The sequence below is a fragment of the Paenibacillus canaveralius genome, from assembly GCF_047238265.1.
Lineage (GTDB): Bacteria > Bacillota > Bacilli > Paenibacillales > NBRC-103111 > Paenibacillus_F.
This window is the reverse complement of record NZ_JBDFMM010000001.1, coordinates 3,808,011-3,827,997: the sequence shown is the minus strand read 5'-3', so window position 1 is coordinate 3,827,997 and position 19,987 is coordinate 3,808,011. Positions and strand designations below refer to the sequence as shown.

Annotated in this window: 16 protein-coding genes, 1 pseudogene and 1 other annotated feature; of the genes and pseudogenes, 10 read left to right on the top strand and 7 right to left on the bottom strand. The window is 52.6% G+C overall.

The annotated features are described in order from the left end of the window. Positions 1-47 precede the first annotated feature (47 nt). Both ABC395_RS17220 and ABC395_RS17215 read right to left on the bottom strand, forming a co-directional pair. Positions 48-1,226, bottom strand: a complete 1,179-nt coding sequence (locus tag ABC395_RS17220) for an acetoin utilization protein AcuC (protein ID WP_413004947.1) — start codon at positions 1,224-1,226, stop codon at positions 48-50. A 36-nt stretch (positions 1,227-1,262) separates the two neighbouring features. Further along, positions 1,263-1,901 carry a GNAT family N-acetyltransferase gene (locus ABC395_RS17215; protein WP_103993711.1) on the bottom strand — a complete coding sequence of 213 codons (639 nt, stop codon included), beginning with the start codon at positions 1,899-1,901 and terminating at the stop codon, positions 1,263-1,265. 206 nt (positions 1,902-2,107) lie between these two features. On the opposite strand from ABC395_RS17215, the gene acsA reads away from it, so the two are divergent. After that, positions 2,108-3,832, top strand: coding sequence for an acetate--CoA ligase (acsA, locus tag ABC395_RS17210; protein WP_413004945.1), 1,725 nt, complete (start codon positions 2,108-2,110; stop codon positions 3,830-3,832). Between the two features lie 196 nt (positions 3,833-4,028). Here acsA and ABC395_RS17205 read toward each other — a convergent pair whose 3' ends face one another. Then, positions 4,029-7,124, bottom strand: coding sequence for a transglycosylase domain-containing protein (locus ABC395_RS17205; protein WP_413004943.1), 3,096 nt, complete (start codon positions 7,122-7,124; stop codon positions 4,029-4,031). Between the two features lie 144 nt (positions 7,125-7,268). Then, positions 7,269-7,582: a binding site (T-box leader), on the top strand. A gap of 66 nt (positions 7,583-7,648) precedes the next feature. On the opposite strand from ABC395_RS17205, the pseudogene tyrS reads away from it, so the two are divergent. Then, a pseudogene (gene tyrS / locus ABC395_RS17200) lies at positions 7,649-8,909 on the top strand (tyrosine--tRNA ligase). A 106-nt stretch (positions 8,910-9,015) separates the two neighbouring features. Here the strand turns inward: tyrS and rpsD are convergent. Beyond that, the gene (gene rpsD / locus ABC395_RS17195) at positions 9,016-9,621 is read right to left on the bottom strand and encodes a 30S ribosomal protein S4 (protein WP_413004941.1); all 606 of its coding nucleotides are present in this window, start codon (positions 9,619-9,621) and stop codon (positions 9,016-9,018) included. 317 nt (positions 9,622-9,938) lie between these two features. On the opposite strand from rpsD, the gene ABC395_RS17190 reads away from it, so the two are divergent. From ABC395_RS17190 to ABC395_RS17170, 5 genes are all read left to right on the top strand, one after another. Next, positions 9,939-11,954 (top strand): sensor domain-containing diguanylate cyclase, encoded by a 2,016-nt coding sequence (locus ABC395_RS17190; protein ID WP_413004940.1) that lies wholly within the window; start codon positions 9,939-9,941, stop codon positions 11,952-11,954. Positions 11,955-12,147: 193 nt separating this feature from the next. Then, entirely contained in the window at positions 12,148-12,852 is a 705-nt protein-coding gene (locus ABC395_RS17185) for a TVP38/TMEM64 family protein (RefSeq protein WP_413004938.1), read from the top strand. Positions 12,853-12,903: 51 nt separating this feature from the next. Then, positions 12,904-14,019 carry an aminopeptidase gene (locus tag ABC395_RS17180; protein ID WP_413004937.1) on the top strand — a complete coding sequence of 372 codons (1,116 nt, stop codon included), beginning with the start codon at positions 12,904-12,906 and terminating at the stop codon, positions 14,017-14,019. A 103-nt stretch (positions 14,020-14,122) separates the two neighbouring features. Further along, positions 14,123-14,371: an HPr family phosphocarrier protein gene (locus ABC395_RS17175; RefSeq protein ID WP_103993719.1), complete on the top strand. Its 249-nt coding sequence runs from the start codon at positions 14,123-14,125 to the stop codon at positions 14,369-14,371. A 146-nt stretch (positions 14,372-14,517) separates the two neighbouring features. Next, positions 14,518-14,802 carry an Fpa/YlaN family protein gene (locus ABC395_RS17170; RefSeq protein WP_042232658.1) on the top strand — a complete coding sequence of 95 codons (285 nt, stop codon included), beginning with the start codon at positions 14,518-14,520 and terminating at the stop codon, positions 14,800-14,802. 48 nt (positions 14,803-14,850) lie between these two features. Here the strand turns inward: ABC395_RS17170 and cax are convergent, their stop codons facing one another. Then, on the bottom strand, positions 14,851-15,894 hold the full coding sequence (gene cax, locus ABC395_RS17165; RefSeq protein ID WP_413004935.1) for a calcium/proton exchanger: 1,044 nt from the start codon (positions 15,892-15,894) through the stop codon (positions 14,851-14,853). 196 nt (positions 15,895-16,090) lie between these two features. Here cax and ABC395_RS17160 point away from each other — a divergent pair, with 196 nt between their 5' ends. Then, complete coding sequence (locus ABC395_RS17160) at positions 16,091-16,477, top strand: Asp23/Gls24 family envelope stress response protein (RefSeq protein WP_326052477.1); 387 nt, start codon at positions 16,091-16,093, stop codon at positions 16,475-16,477. A 103-nt stretch (positions 16,478-16,580) separates the two neighbouring features. Here ABC395_RS17160 and ftsW read toward each other — a convergent pair whose 3' ends face one another. Beyond that, complete coding sequence (gene ftsW, locus ABC395_RS17155) at positions 16,581-17,762, bottom strand: putative lipid II flippase FtsW (RefSeq protein WP_413004933.1); 1,182 nt, start codon at positions 17,760-17,762, stop codon at positions 16,581-16,583. Between the two features lie 12 nt (positions 17,763-17,774). Then, complete coding sequence (locus ABC395_RS17150; protein WP_103993723.1) at positions 17,775-18,119, bottom strand: YugN family protein; 345 nt, start codon at positions 18,117-18,119, stop codon at positions 17,775-17,777. 136 nt (positions 18,120-18,255) lie between these two features. Between ABC395_RS17150 and ABC395_RS17145 the strand changes: the two genes are divergently transcribed. Next, complete coding sequence (locus ABC395_RS17145; protein WP_413004931.1) at positions 18,256-19,494, top strand: M20 metallopeptidase family protein; 1,239 nt, start codon at positions 18,256-18,258, stop codon at positions 19,492-19,494. 51 nt (positions 19,495-19,545) lie between these two features. Beyond that, complete coding sequence (locus ABC395_RS17140) at positions 19,546-19,980, top strand: CBS domain-containing protein (RefSeq protein WP_413004929.1); 435 nt, start codon at positions 19,546-19,548, stop codon at positions 19,978-19,980. Positions 19,981-19,987: the final 7 nt, after the last annotated feature.

The following is a 19,987-nucleotide window of genomic DNA, read 5'->3' as shown; positions in this document are numbered from 1 at the left end:
AACGCAGGAATCAAAGCAAACTCAATAAAAAACCGCAGGGACCGCTCTTATTTCAAATAAAGCAGAGCGATCTCGACGGTTTTTTTGTTTTTCTCGGTAATAATTTCCCGGCGGGGGATCGGTTCCCAATCGTCGACGGCATCAAGCCAAGTGACAGGCAGCTTCACAGGGCTGCCCGGCTGATGCTCGGCAATCCAGGCGGAGGGCAGGGGAAGGAGCGGATTACTCTCCAGCTCCTGAAGCAGAGGATTGCCGGTCATGACGAGCCAGACCAGGCTCCAGGCACGCGGGACGACTCTGTAGATGTCGTATCCTCCGCCGCCGAGCGCAACCCAGCGGCCCTCGCACCACTTGTCTGCCAGCTCGCGGATAAGCTCGGGCATCCTTTTGTAGATCCGCATGGAACAGTGCACATGGGCCAGCGGATCAAGGGCATGCGCGTCGCAGCCGTGCTGCGACACGATGATGTCGGGCTTGAAACGCTCAATCAGCGGCACCAGAACCGCTTCAAAGCTTTCAAGCCAGGAGTCGTCCTCGGTGTACGGTTCCACCGGAATATTCACGCAGGTGCCGAAAGCTTCGCCCTCGCCCCGCTCCGTCACATCGCCCGTCCCCGGAAATAAATACTTTCCGGTTTCATGAATAGAGAACGTGCATACGCGCGGATCGCTGTAGAAGCTCCATTGCACGCCGTCCCCGTGGTGGACATCCGTGTCGATGTACAGCACCTTCGCGTTGTAATGCTCGGTCAGATGGGCGATGGCGGCGGAAGCGTCGTTATAGACGCAGAAGCCGGCACCCTTGCTCTGCAGAGCGTGGTGCAGGCCCCCGCCCAGATGGAACGCGCGCTTCGCTCTGCCGGACATAACGGTATCTGCAGCCGTTATGGAACCGCCGACGACCATTGAGGTCACGTCGTGCATCCAGGCGAAATAGGGCGTGTCCTCGGTGTCCAGGCCATACTTGGCGGCACTGTTTACCCATTCAAGCGAGGGAGAGAGCTCGCTAAGCGCTTTCACGGCGTCGATGTAAGCGGGCTGGTGAACGCGGAGAAGCTCGTCATCCGTGGCTACACGGGGAGTGACGATTTCGGAGTCGTCCAGCGCTCCTGCTTTTCTGAGAAGGTCAATCGTGAGCAGCAGTCTTTTCGGATTAAACGGATGTTCCTCGTTGAACTTGTAGGTCGCTTCATGCTCGTTAAATACAAAAACCGATTCGTTCTTCATCTCGAGCTGTTCCTCCCGTAATCCAGGAAATGGTTCTTAATACATGAACCGTTGTTGAAAGCGGATGCGGTCGAACTGCTCGACGGAAGCCAGGGGAACTTTGCTTCCGATGCGAACCATCAGGCAGTTGGCCGGGTGCGAACATATTTCCGGATCGTCGGTGGCAAACCACACCATATCTACGCATTTCATCAGGTTTTCCATCATTTTGCGGTAATCCCACACACTGAGCCCGCTGCTTTCCAGGTCCCAGTGCCAATAATATTCGGTGGTGAACGTAATGACGTTCTCCAGCTGTCCGTCCGTAAACGCGAGCCGGATCATCTTCTTGCCGAGTCCGAGGTCCCGGTAGCTGTTAGCGACTTCGATGGCCCCGAGTTCGATCAGGTCGGGCATATTGCCTTGCGACCAGCGCTCGATTTCGTCCGGATAATGGAAGGTGACGTAGCCTACGATCCAGTCTCCGGTACGGGCGATAATAATGCGGCCTTCGGGCAGCTCCGCGATTTCGACAAGGGCTTCGTGCTGGTCTCTCGGTTTTCGGAAAGCGTCAAGATCGGCATGCATTTGAAGGCTGCGCAGGTGATCAGGGGATACGGGTCCCTCCACGGTAATCTCTGCATCCAGGCCGGGCGGTACGAAAGAGTGCGAATGATAAATTTTTTTATGGTCCATGAGAGGGAGTCTCCTTAAAAGCGGCGTCGGTAACGCAGTTCTCTCTATACTCTCTTATATCACATTTATTGGGGAATTGAAAAGCAATAGGCAAACATATCCTGCTGTGATATAATGTACATGGTGAAAAGCACGCTTTTCTTCCTGTCAGGCACATGGCATTCAAAAAAGATTGAAAGCGTTTCAATTGTCGGGAGGTAGGAGAAATGAACCAATTAAAAGGTGAAGTAGTAGATGCAGTTTCACAAAACGGCAACCTGGGCGATTACGAGAAAGCCCGGGAATCGTTCAATTGGGAAGCGATAGAATCCAATTTTTCCTGGTTTGATACGGGTAAAGTGAACATGGCTTACGAAGCGATCGACCGCCATGCGGAATCTTCCAGAAAAGATAAAGTTGCCCTCTATTATAGCGACCAGCAGAGAGACGAGTCCTATACCTTCTCTCAATTGAAAACGAAATCCAATCAATTCGGGAACGTACTGCGTAAACTTGGCGTGAATAAAGGAGACCGTTTCTTTATTTTCATGCCGCGTACTCCGGAACTGTATATGGCCCTTCTGGGAGCCATCAAGATCGGTGCGGTAGTCGGACCGCTTTTCGAAGCATTCATGGAAATGGCGGTACGCGACCGTCTGCAGGACAGCGAAGCCGTCGCCATTATTACGACGCCCGCGCTTGTGCACCGTATTCCTACGGCCGAACTGCCTAATTTAAAGCATGTCATTGTCGTCGGTGAAGATCTGGATCTGCAGGAAGGCCAAGTGGATTTCCACAAGGAAATGGCGCAGGCATCCGAAGAACTCGACATCCAGTGGGTAGACCGCGAAGACGGATTGATTCTGCATTACACATCCGGTTCGACAGGCAAGCCTAAAGGCGTTTTCCATGTTCATAACGCCATGGTTCAGCATTACTATACGGGCAATATTGTCCTTGATCTTAAAGAAGACGATGTGTACTGGTGTACGGCCGATCCCGGCTGGGTTACCGGCACGTCTTACGGTATTTTCGCGCCTTGGCTCAACGGAGCTACGAACGTGATCCGCGGAGGACGTTTCAGTCCGCAGGACTGGTACAACACGATTCAGAAATACGGCGTGACCGTCTGGTACAGCGCTCCGACCGCTTTCCGCATGCTGATGGGTGCCGGGGACGATGTGGTCAGCCAGTTTGATCTGTCCTCGCTCCGCCATGTGCTGAGCGTAGGAGAGCCTCTGAATCCGGAAGTCGTCCGGTGGGGGCTGAAAGTATACGGCCAGCGTATTCACGACACCTGGTGGATGACCGAAACGGGCGGACAGCTTATTTGTAACTATCCGAGCATGCCGATCAAGCCGGGCTCCATGGGCCGTCCGATTCCCGGTGTGGAAGCCGCCATTATCGATGACAGCGGGAATGTGCTGCCGCCTAACCGGATGGGTAATCTCGCGGTCAAAACGCCTTGGCCGTCCATGATGCGCAAAATTTGGAACAACCCTGCGAAATACGAAGAATATTTCAGAATAACCGGCTGGTACATATCCGGTGACTCCGCCTATATGGATGAGGACGGCTACTTCTGGTTCCAGGGCCGTATCGACGACGTGATTAACACGGCGGGCGAGCGTGTAGGCCCGTTTGAAGTGGAAAGCAAGCTGGTCGAACATCCGGCCGTTGCCGAAGCGGGTGTTATCGGCAAGCCTGATCCGATGCGCGGCGAGATTATCAAAGCGTTTATCGCGCTTCGCGAAGGATTCGAGCCGTCCGATGAACTGAAAGCGGACATCGCCAAGTTTGTGAAAGAAGGTTTGTCTGCGCACGCGTCTCCTCGCGAGATCGAGTTTAAAGACAAACTTCCTAAAACGCGCAGCGGTAAAATCATGCGCCGCGTGCTCAAAGCATGGGAACTTAACCTGCCGACAGGCGACCTGTCGACGATTGAAGATTAACAGAGGAAGAGCGGCCGGCAGGCCGCTCTTTTTTAGATTTCCCCGTTTTTTCATCAAACGGTTTCCAGTCCCGTGTATTTCCCGAGCTTCCCGGATATAAAAGCAAAAGCATAAAAAAGCCCGGAGCGGCCAAGCAATCATGCTTAGCGTGCTCACGGGCTTTTTTGCCGGGGTTTCTGCGGAGCGACCCGGGTACTTAACGTGCCGCCGCATATTTGACTGCGGAAGATAACCGGGATTCGCCCGCATCGTTTACGGCCGACACTTTGTAGTACCCGTCGTGTTTTACGACCGAGACCACATATTCGCCGGAGAGGGCGGAATCGATCTTTTTGTAACTTCCGTCCGCTTTTTCGGCATAGTAGACGTTGTATCGCTTAACTTTATCTTTGGAAGAGTTTTCGTTCCATTTCAGCCTTAATCCGCTGCCGCTTCCTCTCGCGGTCAGTCCCGTAGGAGAGGAAGGCGTCTGCTTCGTCTCGGCTTCCTGATCGGATCCGCCGGTTTGACCGCTTCCGGCTGACCCGCCGCCGCCTTCGCCTCCAGGCACCAGCCCGGAGTCAACGGAGGAGTCGGAGCCTGTCGAGGAAGCTTTCCCGGGTGCGGATTCGCGTCCCGCCACGTCGACGGCCGTGACATAATAAGATTGGACGGAAGACGGGCTGACACTGTCCGTAAACTTGCGGTCGCTTCCGGTCATGACAACCTTGCCCGTCTGCCGCATATACGGTCCGCCGTTATCGGAACGGTAGAGACGGTAGCCGACTACGTCATTGTTTCCGCTTGGCTGGAACGTGATGACTACGGTGCCGCCGGATTTGGTTGCGGCCACTCTGGAAGGGGCGCCCGGATCGCTTCCGTCATCCTTGCGCGGGTCGATCTCGGAAGGCGCGTCCTCGTCGTAATCTTTCGGTTTGTAGAAACTGAGCGAACGGCGGTTTTTGGCCGGAAGTTTGTTCAGAACCGCGGAAAGTTCCTTCAGCAGGGAATTGACCGACTTCTCGCGGACAATGACAAACTTGGATTTGACCATATCGCCCGGAGTCTGATCCTGCGCGATATAGTTAATGCCGTTGTATTCGATCGTATTCATGGATTTCATTGAATTATCGACGGTTTTAGGAATAAATTTACGGTTAAACCAGTCCGTCACGACGTGTCCGGACTGCCGGTTCAGATCGCTCGGCAGCTTACCGGACACGTCGGATACGGTCGCCTGAACGACCGTAGAAGGCCGCTTAAACGAGTTGTCCGGGAACAGCTCGGGCTTTTTCTCGACTGCGGCGTTCATAATGAGTGACCACATGTTCATGGCTCGCTGGGTACCGGCTTTGCTCAATTTATTCACCGGAAGCTCGTAGCCGGCCCACACACCGACCGTAATGTTCGGGCTATATCCGATGAACCAGGCATCGGCATCGTCCTGTGTAGAACCGGTTTTGCCGACTACAGGTATTTTACCGTAAAATTTAAAGCTTTTCTTGATACTTGTCGCCGTTCCTTCGGTTATAACGGTTCTCATCATGTCCGTAATGAGGTAGGCTGTCTCCTCGGAGAAGACGCGCGTCGGCTTCATTTCGTGCTCATAAATGACTTTGCCTGTCGAATCCGTAATTTTACGGATGATGAACGCTTCATTGTACAGTCCTTTGTTGGACATGGCGGCATAAGCACCGGTCATATCCTTGACGGTCACGCCGTACTTAAGACCGCCGATTACACCCGTTTGAGCGTTGTAATCGTCTTTTTCAATCGTGGAGATTCCCAGCTTCTTCGCGAACGTCCAGGCTTCCTTGATTCCGACGGTGTCCGTGAACAGCTTGATCGCCGGGATGTTGTAGGACTGGTTCAAAGCTTTGCGGGCCGTCACCAGACCGTTGTACTTGTCGTTCCAGTTCTCGGGAATGTGATAGCCTTTCGCTCCGTCCTTCAAAATGACGGGGGAATCGTCGATAATGCTGGCCGGCTGGATTTTGCCGCTTTCCATGGCGGGAATGTAAGCCGCAATCGGCTTCATCGTGGAACCCGGCTGCCGCACGGCCTGGATCGCATTATTCATCTGCGATTTGTTGAAATCGCGGCCTTCGATCATTCCGAGAACGGCACCTGTCTTGCTGTCCATCATAACCGCTCCGACTTGTTCCTCGCCTTTCTTGGAATCGGTCGGGGAATAGTTCTTCGCTTCTTTGCCGATCGTCTGCATGGCATCGTAAATCGTTTTGTCTATGCTTGTGTAGATTTGATAGCCTCCGCGCAGAAGCTGGGTATGCATCGCCTTGGAAGCTTCGTTGTAGGCGGCCGCGTCTTTCTCGGGATCGAGTTCCGGATTTTGCTGCTTCAGAAGCAGATTGACGGCTTCCTTCTCGGCTTCAATCATGAGATAGGGATAGCTGGCGTAAGCTTTCTGCTGGCGCTTGGCAAGGGAAGCTTCAAGATCGAAGGCGAGTGCCTCGTTGTACTGCGCTTCGTTGATCTTGTTTTCCTCGCGCATCCGTTTCAGCACAAGCTTCTGGCGTGAGAGCGCGTTTTTGAATCCCGTCGGATTGGGCGCGCCGCTGCTCGTGTAAGCCGAGTAGTTGCTCGGCTGCTGGGGCAGCCCGGCCAGGTAGGCCGCTTGGGCGACATTCAGCTGATTCAGATCGTCGATGTTGAAAATGCCTTTGGCGGCCGCTTTAATGCCGAACAGGTTATAGCCCGTAGCTCCGTTCCCGTAAGGGATTTTATTTAAATAGGCCAGCAGAATCTCGTCTTTGGATAAAAGTCTTTCCATCCTCAAGGACAGCAGGATTTCTTTGGCTTTACGCCCCGCATCCCGGTCCAACGTCAGAAAAACGCGTCTGGTCAGCTGCTGGGTGATCGTACTTCCGCCAGTTTGTACGTCTTCGTTCAGCAGTTTCTGTGTCACGGCACGGGATAAGCCTTTAACGTCAACCCCGTTGTGTTTGTAGAAATCGTTATCTTCAATCGCGAGCACCGCATCGAGAACGACCTGAGGAATCTCCGCCAACTCGGCCAGTCTCCTGTCTTCTTCCGTACGAAGCTGCCCGATAACGGCGTCGTCGTTAAAGTAGACAAAGCCCGTGATAGCGTTCTCTTCGATTTTTTTGCGCATTTCCTCTTTATTCCGGACGGGTTCGTCTTTGACCAGGGCGCTTACGTAACCGAAAGCCGCGGCTCCCCCCACAATTCCGACAACAAGAAATGCCACAAACAACCACTTAACCGTATGAAAAGTGACTTTAAGCGTTTTTCGGACTCCCGGATTTTGTAAAAAAGAGAGTTTTTTTGCCATATTACCAGGATTCCTCCTTTAATAACCGCCTCAATTATAGCACAAAGCCAAAATCTTGAATACCGTCGTGACTTTAGTCCCGGCTGCCGCAGATTGACACCGTTTGTTTCTTTATGATATAAATTTAGGGAACTGGATATTAATCAAAATGCGTCGATGGACTTCAGTAGCGGGAAGATGCAGGGAACAGAGAGCCGATGGCGGGTGTGAATCGGTGCCGGTCTCCTCAGCGAAATACCGTCCGGAGCAGGGATTGTGAACAGGAGAGAACCCGTCCGTATTACCGGAACGGCTTGCGACCGCCGCCTGGACAGGATGAGCGGAAGTTTCTTTCAGTAGCTTTCTTCCGGGATGATTCCCGTTATCCGAATGGAGTGAAAGCGCCTGCCCGGCCTTATGCCGGTGGAGGTGCTTTAATTAGGGTGGTACCGCGAGTTTAAAGCCTTCTCGTCCCTTGTGGACAGGAAGGCTTTTTGTTATGCAGCGAATACTTCAGCGATGAGAGGGATGGAAACAAGATGACGATGAAAGACGTATGGGAAAAATTGACGGCCGAGCAGAAGGCCGAGGCGGAGCGCCAGGTTGAGATCCTGCGCCGCGGAGCGGTTGAAATTGTGCCGGAGGAAGAGTTGAAGGTGAAAATCGCCGAGTCCCTTGCGGACAACCGGCCGCTCAAAATCAAACTCGGTCTGGACCCTTCCGCGCCGGATATTCATGTGGGCCACACCGTTGTGCTTCACAAGCTCCGGCAGTTCCAGGAGCTGGGGCATCATGTGCAGCTTCTGATCGGGGACTTCACGGGCCGTATCGGGGATCCGACGGGAAAATCCGAGACTCGCAAGCAGTCTGACGGAAGAAGACGTGAAGAGGAACGCGGAGACGTACAAAAAGCAGATTTTCAAGATTCTCGATCCCGAGCAGACGACTGTTTGTTACAACTCGGAATGGCTCAGCCCGCTGACTTTTGCCGACGTGGTGGAGCTGTCCGCCAAATTGACGGTTGCCCGCGTACTGGAGCGCGACGATTTCTCCAAGCGTTACACTTCCGGTCAGCCTATTCACGTGCATGAGTTTTTCTACCCGCTTATGCAGGGCTACGATTCCGTTGCGCTGAAATGCGACGTGGAGCTTGGGGGCACGGACCAGAAATTCAACCTGCTGATGGGACGCACCCTTCAGAAGGAATACGGCGTACCGACCCAGGTGGCGATTATGATGCCGCTGCTTGAAGGACTCGACGGCGTAAATAAAATGAGCAAGAGCCTCGGCAACTACATCGGGATCGATGAGGCGCCTAATGAAATTTACGGCAAAGCGATGTCCGTTCCGGACGAGCTTATGCTGAAGTACTACGAGCTGGCTACGGATCTGAGCCACGACGAGCTCAGCGCTCTTCGTGCGGGAATCGAAGACGGCAGCGTTCATCCCCGCGACGCCAAAATGCGGCTGGCCGCCACGTTTGTGCGCATGTACCACGGCGAGGAAGCCGCGAGTGAAGCGGAGCGCCACTTCGTTACGGTATTCCAGCAGCGCGCGCTGCCGGACGATATCGAGGAAGTCGAGCTTGCGGCCGGTGAGCTTGAAGAGGGCGGTATCCGCCTGGTCAAGCTGCTCGTGACGCTGGGCCTGCAGGCGACCAACGGTGAAGCGAAGCGCAGCATCCAGCAGGGCGGGGTACGTCTGAACGAAGAGAAAGTAACCGACCCGAATGCGTCCGTGGAAGTGAAGGACGGCGATATTCTTCAGGTAGGCAAGCGCAAGTTCGCGAAAATCAAACTAGCTTAGTACACGTGCAGCTTTCGAACGCTTTCCCGGCCAAGCCGGGAAAAAGCACAGAAAAAGCCCCGATCCGGAGATCGGGGCTTTTTCTGCAGTCGAACCTGACGGTTGACTAGGAAAGACGGTTGTAGAACTCGACAATTTGTTTCTCGTCGATCTCTTGCGGAAGCTCGGAACGCTCAGGCAGACGAACGTATTTACCTTCCATAGCAGCTTCGTTGAATTCAACGTAAGCCGGCAGGTAGTTACGGTTAGCCAGCGCTTCTTTGATTACGGAGAGAGAGCGGCTTCTTTCGCGAAGACCGATCACATCGCCGGTTTTAACCGAGTAGGAAGCGATGTCGACTTTTTTGCCGTTTACAGTCACGTGACCGTGAGCGACAAGCTGACGCGCGCCTGCACGGGAGTTGGAGAAACCAAGACGGAACACGAGGTTGTCCAGACGGCTTTCAAGAAGCTGCATGAACGTTTCGCCCGTAATCCCTTTTTGCTTGGAAGCAAAGCTGTAAAGGTTACGGAATTGCTTCTCGTGTACGCCGTACATGAGGCGAAGCTTTTGTTTCTCTTGAAGCTGCATGCCGTAGTTGCTCATTTTCTTGCGTTGTCCCGGGCCGTGTTGACCTGGAGGAAACGGACGCTTGAGTTCTTTGCCGCTGCCGCTCAGGGAAATACCGAGACGACGGCTGAGTTTAAATTTAGGACCTGTATAACGTGACATATGGATGTTACCCCTCTTCAAATGTTATTTTGGATAGATGGGCAGATCACGTGATAGTTTCGCCGGCGGACGCGAAGGGCGTCCTCTGAGAAGCTTGTTCAGCCGCAGGCTAATCAGCAGCGAAGCTATAGAGGGTGAGTCACGAAAATCTCCCGATAACCTTTTGTACTCGACTATTTATTTTATGCAAAATAAGGACGGATGTCAAGCGCAAACCTCTGCATAAACTCTTGGAAAAGATAGTGCATAACTACTAAAAATTTAGTATCATTAGGAGTATACTTCTTAATCATTCGGAAGTGGAAAAGGAGTTGTCTATGAGCGACAAACTTCACCACCCCTTACCTTACCATCCCGTCGAAAACGCGAAAAAGCTTGATGAATCAAGCCTGGAGCCCTATGTTCTCCATCTCGGCGGGCAGGGCGGCGTTCTGTCGCAGCGCGACGAACTCTATCAGTTATTCAAAGAATGGATAGGCCGGTCGACTCGGTCTCTGCGAAAATTTAATGGTTCTTTGGAACTATTCGATTCTTACGGTCGAAAGCTCGGATTTTATGCCGCGGAACATTTTTTGCACCCTCTATACCGGAACGGAACAGCATGGACGGATGAGCTGCTTGAACAAACCGCTTTCTCTCGGTGTAAGCGCCACCAGAATCTTGTTACCGTTGACGGTTCCGAATATAACGAAGGGGCGCTGCGCGGTTATGTGACCTGTGCGGCTCCGCTGTACAACCTGTCCGGCGATTGTATCGGAACGATCGGCATTCTTGCCGGTTCCGTCGAGGACAGCTGCCTGCTGGAGGCGCTGCTCGAATCTCACATCCTGTCGCTGCAGCAGTTCAGCATGAGCGGCCATTCCGCCCGTACGGCGCTCTCCTTGTCGGGGCAGATTAACCGCAGCGAGCGGGAACTCCGCAAATGGGAAATGCTGTTCGAGATGACGAACAAGCTGCATGCCCAGATCGACGTCAACGCCGTTCTCACGGTCGTGATCGATTGCATCCAGGAACTGTACCCGTTTGTGATGCTCGACCTCCTGCTTTCTCAGGATCATCACAACGGAGCGCTTCCCTTCAAGCTGCTGCGCTATCAGCACGGGGAGAAGGACATCTGCGCCAAGGCGTTTCTGGAAGGCGAGCTGTTCGTCTACGAGGAAGAACTGGGAGACGGAATCCGCCGCAGGGAAATTGCCGCTCCTCTATCGGGAAATCAGGGCGTATACGGAGTGCTTCATCTTAAATATACGTGCGATACGGTCGATCCGGCCGAGCTGTCCTTCATAACGCTGCTCGCGGACGCCGCCGGCACGGCATTCGAGAATGCGAAGCTCTACGAGCATTCCAATCTGCTGGTCAACGAGCTGCGGCTTATCAACGATATGACCCAGAAGCTTACCCAAAGCTTGAGCCTCCACGAAATTTTCGATTTTGCCTGCGGAGAGCTTACGGATATTTTTAAAGGAGACTTCTGCTGCATCCTCCAGAAGGATGAAGAGAATGAGCGGCTTACCGTCAAAGCGAGCAACTTCAATCCGCTGCATTACGAGCATCTGGAGATGGGGACAGGCTACTCGGGGCTCGTTTACGACAGGAAGGAAGCCGTCATCGTTTCCGATTACGATCCCCGGTTCCACGTTTCGTCGAAACTGATGGAATTGTCGAACTCAAGGTCGCTGATGGCGGCTCCGATTCTCGGAGGAGGAGAGGTGCTTGGCGTAATCCTGGTCGCTCACCGCGACCCCCATTATTTCTCCTACGATAACTTCAAACTGCTTCAGGCGCTCTGCAGCCATATCGGACTGGCCATCACGAACGCGACTCTGCATGCCGAGCTTCAGCGTCTGGTCATTATGGATCAGCTGACGGGCCTGTATGCACGCCATTATTTAAACAATCAGGTCAAGGAGATGCAGAAGAAAGATTTCTGCGGGTCCCTGATCGTGGTGGACATCGACTATTTTAAACAAGTGAACGACACGTACGGCCATCAGGTCGGCGATCAGATTCTTATGCAGGTCAGCGGAATTCTCGCTTCAAGTATACGCGATACGGACATCGCGGCCCGCTGGGGCGGTGAAGAGCTGGCCGTCTATTTACCGAAAGTCGGCAAACAGCAGGCTCTCCGCGTCGCCGAAAGAATCCGCGAAAGAGTCATGAACGAGACGCGTCCCGGAGTAACCGTGTCCTGCGGGGTTTCGGACTGGTTCTGGGAAGACGACAAGATCAGCGTGGAATCCCTGTTCTACAAAGCCGATATGGCCCTGTACCAGGCCAAGCATGATGGCCGGAATCAAATTGTTATGGATCAAAGCCGCTCCTTCACTTCGTAGGAGCGCTTTTTTTATGCCGGTAAGGATGAATTTCAGAAGGGATTTCATTAAAGTAGGTTACATTCATTTCCAATAATAATGCTTCGTACGGCATCTCCGTCGGTTATAAGATAACAAGCTTTGTTATAAGGGGCCTCATTGTTTACTTCATCCCAGAAAATGTTACAATAAAAAAGTCAGGAGGATGGCGAGTTTGAAATGGCTTACATTTATTCGTACCAAACGGTTTGTTTATGGGATGACGATAGTGCTGGTTATCATTGCCGTTCTTTCGATTCTATATAGAAAATCGGCCTGGAGGCATACGGGCGTGTCTATGGAGCAGCTGACTCCATGGCTTATTTCGCTTGGCATGCTGGGCAAAACTCTGGGTATAGCCTTGGTCTATCTTCAAACCCTGTTTCCCTTCGTGCCGTTCGTGCTCATAGCGGGCGCCAACGTTGCGCTGTTCGGAATCAAATGGGGTTTTGTGGTGAATTACGTGATGTCGGTGCTCGGGAGCGTGACGGCGTTTATTATCGCCCGTTATTTCGCCCATGACTGGGTCGAAAGAAAACTGAGCTCGAAGCCGCTTGTACAGCAGTTTAACAAGAAACTGGAGAATCACGGTTTTTTGTACATCCTAATGGGGAGGCTAATTCCCGTTATTCCTTCATCCGCCATCAGTTTTGGCGCCGGTGTCACTTCGGTAACGTTTCGCCAGTTTGTGCTGGGGACGACGATCGGCAAAATCCCGATGGTGCTGCTGGAATCCCTGATTGCCCATGATTTATTTCATTTTAAAGCCTATAAGGGCAGATTATTCGTTCTGCTTGCCATTTTTGTTATTCTGATGGTATTGGGCAGTCTATTCAAAAAACGGCTGGATGCCCGGAAACAGGACAAACCGTCCTCGTAAAGCCGGGGAAATACAAAACCAACCGCTCATTTCAAGGAGGAAACAACATTTATGCGCGACCCGAGAATTCAACAGCTTGCGGCCAATCTGGTCCAATATTCCCTTGACGTTCAACCTGGAGAAAATGTATGGATCGAGATGTACGGTTCCGAACGGGAGCTCGTCCGCTGCCTGATCGAAGAAGTATATGCCCGCGGCGGCAAACCTTACGTGGATCTGATCGACCGGCGCGTACTCGGTTCCCTGATTAAATCCGCTACGAAGGAACAAATGCAGGAATGGGGAGAAGCCGATCTTGCCCGCATGAAAAGAATGGACGGTTACATAGGAGTAAGAGCGGGAGAGAACGTGAACGAGTGGGCGGATGTGCCCGAAGAGCAGATGAAGCTCTACAGCCTTTACTATCAGAAGCCCGTTCATCTGGAACAGAGAATCAAGCATACCCGCTGGGTGGTGCTCCGCTATCCGAATGCTTCCATGGCCCAACTGGCCAGCATGAGCACGGATGCGTTTGAAGACTTCTATTTCGATGTCTGCAATCTCGACTACGGCAACATGGATGCGGCGATGGACCCGCTGAAGGCTTTGATGGAGCGGACCGATAAGGTGCGTCTTGTCGCGCCCGGTACCGATCTGACTTTTTCGATCAAAGGAATTCCGGCTATCAAGTGCTCCGGTCAAAATAACATTCCGGACGGAGAATGCTTCACGGCGCCTGTTCGCGATTCCGTAAACGGGACGATCACGTTCAATACGCCTTCGATTCAGTCGGGTGTAACGTTCGATAATATCTCGTTCCGCTTCGAGAACGGCAAAATCGTGGAAGCGACGAGCAGCGACACGGCGCGTATCAACGAAGTGCTCGATATGGATGAAGGCGCGCGTTATATCGGGGAGTTCAGCCTGGGCTTTAACCCTTATATCCAGCATCCGATGAAAGATATTCTGTTTGATGAAAAAATCGACGGAAGCTTGCACTTTACCCCCGGACAAGCCTACGAAGAAGCGGATAACGGCAACCGTTCCTCGCTGCACTGGGATCTCGTTCTCATTCAGCGTCCGGAGTACGGCGGCGGAGAAGTATGGTTTGACGACGTACTTATCCGGAAAGACGGACGTTTCGTGATTCCCGAGCTTCAAGGCTTGAATCCCGAAAATCTGAAATAAGCCCTTTTGCAACGCGCAATGGAAAAAGTTGTTGCGTGTAAGGGGTTTCATCGTGTAACATGGAACTATATGACGACGTTGAACCGTATAGGAGGAATGCTTCATGCCAAGTGCCAACAATGCAGCGATTGTGGAAATTTCCCAGACTGCCAATCAGTTCAGATCTTCCATCGTATTGCAATACGATAACAAGTATATTGATGTTAAAAGCATTCTGGGTCTGTTCACGACACTTCTGAGCTCCGGCAACTATGAGCTTCATGTTCACGGACCGGATGCGGAAGAAGCCAAGAAAGCAATGGCCGAAGTATTCGCCAAGCATCAACTGGCGATTCAAATCGTGGAAGACTAATCCGAGAAATAAGGGCGTCCCGGCTGCGGGGCGCTTTTTTTATAGGGCGGGAAAAGGAAGGCAAAGGCCCTTTCTCTTGTAACTTGGCTTATTTTCGTCTATATTAGACTTAAGGCGTAGGAATCTGTACAGGGGGGAAAAGAAGTATGTCTTCATCGGATTTGCTGGTGAGTTTGAACCAGAAAGCACTTAATCTTCTTGAAGAAGATGCATATAAAATCGAAAAGCTGATTGAAATTCAAATGGAAAACTTGACGACTCGTCAATGCCCTTTGTACGAAGAAGTGCTCGATACACAGATGTACGGGTATTCGCGGGAAATCGATTTCGCAATCCGTGCAGGACTTATTCCCGCCAATGTCGGCAAGGAACTGCTGAATAAGCTTGAGCGTAATTTGGCGAAACTCTATGAAGCCTTAAATAAAAAGTAACCCACACCAGGCGGGTTACTTTTTTTGTTGTTACTATAAGACAGCTCGCTAGACGAGGAAGAAGACCACACCGAGGATCAGGTAAACCGCCAGCAGAAGGACCCCTTCATACCAGTTGGAAGAACCGTCCTGGGAAATGGATTTCGAGATAATAACGGCTACCCCGATGGCCACCAGCTCGTAAGTGGTGAAGACGATATCCATTGTGTTTCCCATAAAAAAGCTTGAGAAAATAAGAACCGGAGCTACGAATAAAGCAATCTGGAGCGAACTCCCGACCGCGATCTCAACGGCGGCTCCCATTTTATTTTTCAGGGCCATCATTACCGCCGCGCTGTGCTCGGCCGCATTCCCGATAATCGCAATCAGGAAAGCGCCGACGAACAGTTCGGACAGTCCGAATTGGGAAGTGAATTCTTCCAGCGTACCGACCAGCCACTCACTCTCGAAGCCCACCATAACCGTAGCGAGAATAAGGAAGAGGATCGACGTCCGTTTGGACCAGGCGGGCTCGCTGTGTTCGACAACCTGATCGGAAAGCTCTTTCTTATGCGTTACCATCGAGAAAATGAGCCACAAAATGTAAGCGACAATCAGGATGCCGGCCACGATCAGGCTCATCTGTGACGTTTCTTTCTGGGTCAGGCTTTTCGCAAATACCGCGGGAATGAATAACGCGATCACGGCAAGGGTCATCAGGGAGGCATTGTGCGAAGCCAGTTTGATGTTGAAACTTTGTTCCTTGAACTTCAGACCGCCCGCCAGCACGCTCAATCCGAGAACGAGCAGAAGGTTCCCGATAATGGCTCCCGTTAAGCTGGCTTTCACTACGTCGAACAGGCCGTCTTTAACGAGAAAGAAGGCGATGATAAGCTCCGCCGCATTACCGAAAGTCGCATTCAGGAAACCTCCCATCCGGTCACCGGCGTAGTGGGCGACGCTTTCGGTCGCTTTTCCCAGGAATCCGGCCACAAACAGGATAGCCAGACACGAGATCGCGAACTGAATCGTCGTGCCCCAGTGCATATAGTGCGCGACGGCACTAAGTGCGAATGTGACAATTAAACCGATGTTGAACAGGTTTTTTCTCAAAAGCTATCCCTCCGCTTATGTAATATTTCTTACAGGTATGTACGCTTTAAATAATATACCCACAAATGGCAATGTTGTAAAATAAGATTTTCGCGTTCAGGAACGAGCCCGTTCCTCCCGCCTGTGAGGCGTTCGGTTGCTTTCTCAATTGCCAGCAATTACAATAAGGATAACGATTGCTGAAGGAGTGATTCGGATGGTCGAAGAAATTCAAACGGGTAATATACGCATTTCGGACGATGTGGTGGCTACGATTGCCGGCCTTGCCGCGTTGGAAACACCGGGTATCGCCGCCATGTCCGGCGGAATATCGGAAGGTTTCGCCAAACGTCTGAGCGGTAAAAATGTTCAGCGCGGTGTCTCTGTCGAAGTCGGGCAAGTGGAAGCGGCCGTCGATCTCCGCGTCATCGTCCTTTACGGAAGTAAAATCCAGGACGTATGCAGAGAACTGCAGCTTAACGTGCGCGAAGCGGTGGAGAACATGACGGGACTCCGCATCGTGGAGGTTAACGTCAAAGTCGAAGGCGTTTCTTTCAAGGAAGACGAAGCCGTGTCGCTTGATGATCCCACCCGCGTGAAATAAACCAGTTCCGGCACGGCTGCCGGCTAACGTACATACAAAAAAGGATGCCCCGAGGGCATCCTTTTTTTGTCGTACAGACTGCGGGATAGAAGGAGAGGAGGCATTAGCGGTAAACGCGCGTAGTCTGCGTGACCTTCTCGACCTTCTCCTTCTTCTCCAGCCGGTTCTGCTCGCGGGAAAGGCTGAGCATGATACCCATGCCGATCAGCGTGACCATCATGGAAGATCCCCCGTAGGAGATGAGGGGGAGCGTAACCCCGGTCATCGGCAGGGTTCCCGTAACCCCGCCGATGTTAATGATGGCCGTGGCTCCGATCATGGTCATGATGCCGACGCCGGTCAGCATCCCGAACCGGTCCGGACAACGGACGGCAATGACCAGTCCCCGCCACAGGAAGATGATGTAGACGAGGAGGAATAGCACGCTGCCGATCATGCCGAGCTCTTCGCCGATAATCGCGAAAATAAAGTCCGTGTAAGGCTCAGGCAGATAGAGCTTCTGAATGCTTTGTCCGAAACCCGCTCCGGTAATGCCGCCGTGTCCGAAAGCATAAAGAGACTGCATAACCTGAAACCCGCTGTCCAGCACATCGTCCTTCGGATTCAGATAAGCACTGAAACGTTTCATCCTTAGACCGACGTGATCGGAAGCGGATTTAAAATTAAACAGAAAATAGAAGCCGAGAAACACCGTAGCGGCCAGGCCGCCCGCCACACCGATTGAGAACAGATGCTTCACCCGGGCGCCGCCCACGAAGATCACCACGCTGGCGCAAAGAATGAGAATAGCGGCGGAGCCGACATCGGGCTGGAGCAAAATCCAGAAGGCGATAAAAGCCGTAATGAGCACGGCCGGCAGAAGACCTTTTTTCATATCCTGAATGCTGTCGCCCTTCTTGCTGATGAGCTGCGCCAGGTAAACGATTACAGCGAGTTTGGCAAACTCAGCGGGCTGGAGGCTGAACGATCCGAGCGGAAGCCAGCTTCTTGAGCCGTTAATCCCTTTAAAAAACAGGACGGCTATCAGCATGGCAATCACAACGAGAAAGCCGGGCTTGACCCAGTTCTTTAGTTTGTTATACCGGATATTCATAGTGAACAGCATTAAGAACGTGCCGACTACAGCGAATAAAATTTGTCTGGTTGCAAAGTACCAAGGATTGCTGAACTTGGTCGACGCGTATACCGAGCTGGAACTGAAAACCATCACGAGGCCGAAGCAGACCAGTGCGAAGGTTAGGAAAAGAAGCAGAAAATCTGGCGTTCCTCTGCGCGGGGTACTCAAGTGAGTCTCCTGTTACGCCAAAAGTTGTTGAAGCTGGGACAGCTTCTGCTTCGCTTTATTCAAGATCGCGTCCGGAATCGGGGATTCATAGTCGAGACCGTGCGGGAAAGTAGCTCTTCCTATGTATGCTTCTTCGATGTACAAAATCGCGTATGGAGATTCCAGCTTGCCGGATTCGGCACGTGTGTTTACACGCAGATAGTAGTCGGATTTTGTCGTCGGGTCTTCCATTTTCAAATCATAAGTCGCACGGGTATATTCCCACTGCCCACGTACAAAACCGAGTTTGGATGTTACTTCGTCGAGGTGGGCAAGATCGCTTTTCAGGCCTTTAAACCCTTTGGTTTCAATAATCAATTCAGACGCCTCCAATTTCTATACATTCTTTAACCATGATAGTATGTTTCCCTACGTCTTGCAAGTAAGAGCAAACCCGGAATCATGTAAAATTGTTGTCGGTTTGACGGTGTAAGACGTGGGAGGATTTGGTACAATGAAAGGAAAGTTCGTATCAAATACGGGGGCGGGTGATACCTTGATCAGACAGGGTGAGGAACTGGATAAAGAATGGGAAGCGATGTACGAGACAATGGTATCCTGGAGAAGATATCTTCATCAACATCCGGAGCTCTCATATAAGGAAGTCAACACGGCGGCGTTCGTAGCGGAAAAGCTTACCGAGTGGGGACTCCAGGTCCGCACGGGCGTGGGCGGGCATGGACTTGTCGCCGATCTTCAAGGGGACGCTCCCGGACCGACGGTCGCTCTCCGGGCCGATATGGACGCACTTCCCATTCAGGATGAAAAGCAGTGCGGCTACGCGTCGAAGGTTTCCGGCATCATGCACGCTTGCGGACACGATGCTCACACGTCCACTCTGCTCGCCGCCGCCAAAATATGGAGTACAAAGAAAGAAGGGCTGAAGGGCAGAATCCGTTTTATTTTTCAGCATGCGGAGGAAGTTACCCCCGGCGGAGCCGCTTCCATGATAGAAGCGGGGGCGTTGGATGGCGTGGACGTTATATACGGCGTACATTTATGGACGCCTTTGGAAGTCGGGGTAGTGGGATCGAATCCGGGGGCGATGATGGCCGCGGCCGACGAATTTCATTTTGAGATCCGCGGGAAAGGCGGCCACGGGGGAATGCCTCACCAAGCGGTTGACAGCGTTGTCATCGGTTCGCACGCGGTCGTGAATTTGCAGACCATCGTCAGCCGGACGGTAAGTCCTATCGATTCCTGCGTGGTCACGATCGGTTCCATTAACGGCGGAACCAACTTCAATGTCATCGCGGAAACCTGCAAAATGAAAGGAACGACCCGGACGTTCGATTCCGATCTGAGGCTGCAGGTAAAAGAAAGGATCGAGGAAATTGTGGCTTCGACCTGCAGGATGTACGGAGCCGAGTCGGTTATGGACTACCGGCTGGGGTATCCGCCGCTGATCAATCATCCGGGCGAGTTCGAGCGGTTCCGGCAAGTCGCTTCCGGCATGCTTCCGGAAGACCGCGTCCTGACGATCGAGCCGGTAATGGCAGCGGAAGATTTCGCGTATTATCTTCAGCGGGTGCCCGGCTGCTTTATTTTCGTGGGCGCGGGCAACGCGAAGACGGGTGCGGATTATCCGCACCATCATCCGAAGTTCGATCTGGACGAGAAGGCGATGCTGACCGCCGGCAAACTTCTGACGAGAATGGCTCTGCATGTTTTGGACGAAACGGGGACACGCTAATTCCAGCCTTAACAAAACTTGCCGTCGTGCAAGGATGAGGAGGAATTCTTCGTGCCTACAGTCCGAGAGGTCATGTCGACCGACTGCGTAACCGTAACGCTGCTGGATAACGTGTACGAAATCGCGCTTAAGATGAAACAGCACGATATCGGTTTCATTCCCGTGGTGGAGGACCGCAAGCTGATCGGCGTCGTAACGGACCGGGATCTGGTCGTCCGCGGCTATGCCGAGAAACACAGCGGTTCCACGGCCGTTAAGCAAGTCATTTCCGAGAACTTGACGACGATCTCGCCGGATACGGACGTACAGGAAGCGGCCAAAGTGATGGCCCAGCATCAGGTGCGTCGCCTTCCGGTCGTCGAGGACGGCAATCTGGTCGGCGTAATCGCGATTGGGGACCTTGCGGTCCGGGAAAAGCTGGAAGACGAGGCGGGAGAAGCGCTCAGCCGAATTTCGGAAGGCCGGAGCACGTCTTCCAACAAATGATTGCCGC

What these genes read in the sequence shown, in the direction of transcription:
- ABC395_RS17160 (WP_326052477.1), top strand. Translation starts at nt 16,091, where the DNA reads ATGGTCGAAGAAATTCAAACGGGTAATATACGCATTTCGGACGATGTG.
- ABC395_RS17170 (WP_042232658.1), top strand. Translation starts at nt 14,518, where the DNA reads ATGTCTTCATCGGATTTGCTGGTGAGTTTGAACCAGAAAGCACTTAAT.
- ABC395_RS17180 (WP_413004937.1), top strand. Translation starts at nt 12,904, where the DNA reads ATGCGCGACCCGAGAATTCAACAGCTTGCGGCCAATCTGGTCCAATAT.
- ABC395_RS17145 (WP_413004931.1), top strand. Translation starts at nt 18,256, where the DNA reads ATGAAAGGAAAGTTCGTATCAAATACGGGGGCGGGTGATACCTTGATC.
- ABC395_RS17190 (WP_413004940.1), top strand. Translation starts at nt 9,939, where the DNA reads ATGAGCGACAAACTTCACCACCCCTTACCTTACCATCCCGTCGAAAAC.
- ABC395_RS17205 (WP_413004943.1), bottom strand. Translation starts at nt 7,124, where the DNA reads ATGGCAAAAAAACTCTCTTTTTTACAAAATCCGGGAGTCCGAAAAACG.
- ABC395_RS17220 (WP_413004947.1), bottom strand. Translation starts at nt 1,226, where the DNA reads ATGAAGAACGAATCGGTTTTTGTATTTAACGAGCATGAAGCGACCTAC.
- ABC395_RS17175 (WP_103993719.1), top strand. Translation starts at nt 14,123, where the DNA reads ATGCCAAGTGCCAACAATGCAGCGATTGTGGAAATTTCCCAGACTGCC.
- acsA (WP_413004945.1), top strand. Translation starts at nt 2,108, where the DNA reads ATGAACCAATTAAAAGGTGAAGTAGTAGATGCAGTTTCACAAAACGGC.
- ABC395_RS17215 (WP_103993711.1), bottom strand. Translation starts at nt 1,901, where the DNA reads ATGGACCATAAAAAAATTTATCATTCGCACTCTTTCGTACCGCCCGGC.
- rpsD (WP_413004941.1), bottom strand. Translation starts at nt 9,621, where the DNA reads ATGTCACGTTATACAGGTCCTAAATTTAAACTCAGCCGTCGTCTCGGT.